At 52.1% G+C, this 1,870-nt stretch carries 2 protein-coding genes; one reads left to right on the top strand and one right to left on the bottom strand.

Annotated features, from left to right (window positions below; all coding sequences use genetic code 11):
* A partial coding sequence (locus AB4Z32_RS27390) for an IS3 family transposase (protein WP_442124971.1) occupies positions 1–591 on the top strand: 591 nt, incomplete at its 5' end.
* Positions 592–606: 15 nt separating this feature from the next.
* Here the strand turns inward: AB4Z32_RS27390 and AB4Z32_RS27385 are convergent.
* On the bottom strand, positions 607–1,344 hold the full coding sequence (locus tag AB4Z32_RS27385; protein ID WP_442124970.1) for a TetR family transcriptional regulator: 738 nt from the start codon (positions 1,342–1,344) through the stop codon (positions 607–609).
* Between the last annotated feature and the right edge of the window lie 526 nt (positions 1,345–1,870).

Below are 1,870 nucleotides of genomic sequence, written 5' to 3'. Positions count from 1 at the left end.
ACTGGTTACGCCAAGCGCAAGTACAAGAACGGCGGCGCGCCGTGCGTCGTGGCGCAGAATCATTTGCAGCGCCAATTCGATGTGATCGAGCCAAACAAAGTCTGGGTAACGGACATCACGTACCTGCGCACTTACGAAGGCTGGCTTTATCTGGCCGTGGTGATCGATTTGTTTTCACGCCAGGTCATCGGTTGGTCAATGAGTTCGCGTAGCGACAAAGAGCTGGCAATGAGTGCTTTATTGATGGCGGTATGGCGTCGAAAGCCGACAGCCGCAGTGCTGGTACATTCCGATCAAGGAAGTCAATTCAGCAGTTACGACTGGCGCGACTTCCTCGAATCACACAACCTGGTGCAGAGCATGAGCAGGCGCGGTAACTGTCACGGCAATGCAGTCGCCGAGAGCTTTTTCCAACTGCTGAAGCGAGAGCGGGTTCGCCGCAAGGTCTATGCTACGCGCGATGAAGCCAGGCAGGACGTCTTTGACTACATCGAGATGTTCTACAATCCGAAGCGGCGCCACAGCTTCAATGAACGGCTGTCGTCAGTCGAGTTTGAAAAGCGGCATTTTTTGCGGCTGCAGAGTATCTAGGAAAATGGTGGCGATTCATTGCCCATCCGCACTGTGCGCCACAACGGCGCCTCCAACCAGCTGAAAATCAAGGCAACCGCATATCAATTCCGTTGGGCCAAGGCTCCTGGTGGAACGGATTACGAGGTTTGCAGGTCGCACGGATCGCAAGCCTTTGAGGTAGGGGTCGATCAGAATCTCTCCATGCCTTAGCAAGTCGAAGGATGAGCGGTTAAAAATCCACATTCTTATCATCCCGTCGATCATCAGCCAGACCGCAATCGATATCGCATCGGGATTTACCCTTTCGCTCAGAAATCCCTTTTCTCTAGCCTGGATGATGCGCCGCTTAACCTGCCGGGTCCAACTGTCAACATGCATCGCGTAGCGATCAAATTTGCGCTTGGTGTCCAAAGCGAAGATATCGCTGACATATCCAACCTCTAAAATCTCCGATGCTCTTGGGTCGCTTGCAATTCTTCTGAGAATCCCAAAGATATAAGCACGTAGGTCTGCAAGCGGATCGCCAGAGTCAAGCTCGGCCAATATCTGTAGCGCTTTTTCAGATGGTGTCGTTAATCGCTCTACTACCGCGTCATAAACTCCTAGCTTGTTCGAAAAATGCCAGCAAACGGTACTACGTGTTACGTTCGCAGCGTTGGCAACGTCTTGCAAGGAGATTCTATCCACTCCGTTTTGAACAAATAGCTTTTCTGCGACATCAAGAATATGCTCGCTAGTTGCAGCCGATTCCGCTCTGGTTTTACGAGGCATTGTGTTCACCGCTAACAGCAACCTGACCAACCAGCTCGAGATAGACTGCCCAAGAACCGTCATCGCCGCGATGAGGACACGAGGGCAATAAATTCAGTGCGTACGTGATAACCATTCGATGAACTCCGGTATGTTGATCGAGAAATCGTTATAGATACCATGGGAGGGTCGGCAGCGATAAGCTGATGCTGCAGGAGTATGCAGCCATGCACGGGTGACATAGCCTGTCATACTCGGAGTTTGAAAACCCGAATAAACATCAAGCGCATGCGAGCGGGCTACGTGGCTGATCAGGCCTGAAGCCGCGCAACGTCGATAGTTGCTCCAGTGAGAGGCCGAAACGTAGGGGCTGTGCCAGTCGTCCTCGTTAAGGTAACTGTTTAGTTTCGTGTGATCATGTTCCGCGTCGTAGCTGGCCTTTGTTTCGTGCAAAGGCTATGCTGGCTGACTTGATTGCTGGGTTCAGCAGTCCCAGTGATCAATCCCACCAGGAGCAGTTTGCAGCATGAGTTCACGCATCCATCCG

Origin of the sequence: Massilia sp. 2TAF26 (assembly GCF_052115005.1) — a bacterium.
In the GTDB taxonomy this organism is placed as follows: domain Bacteria; phylum Pseudomonadota; class Gammaproteobacteria; order Burkholderiales; family Burkholderiaceae_D; genus Telluria.
Note: the sequence above shows the minus strand (reverse complement) of the source record. Positions and strands in the feature narration are given on the sequence as shown.

Bases quoted from the DNA above. Each gene is read 5' to 3' on its own strand.
- AB4Z32_RS27385 (WP_442124970.1), bottom strand. From the start codon at position 1,344: ATGCCTCGTAAAACCAGAGCGGAATCGGCTGCAACTAGCGAGCATATT.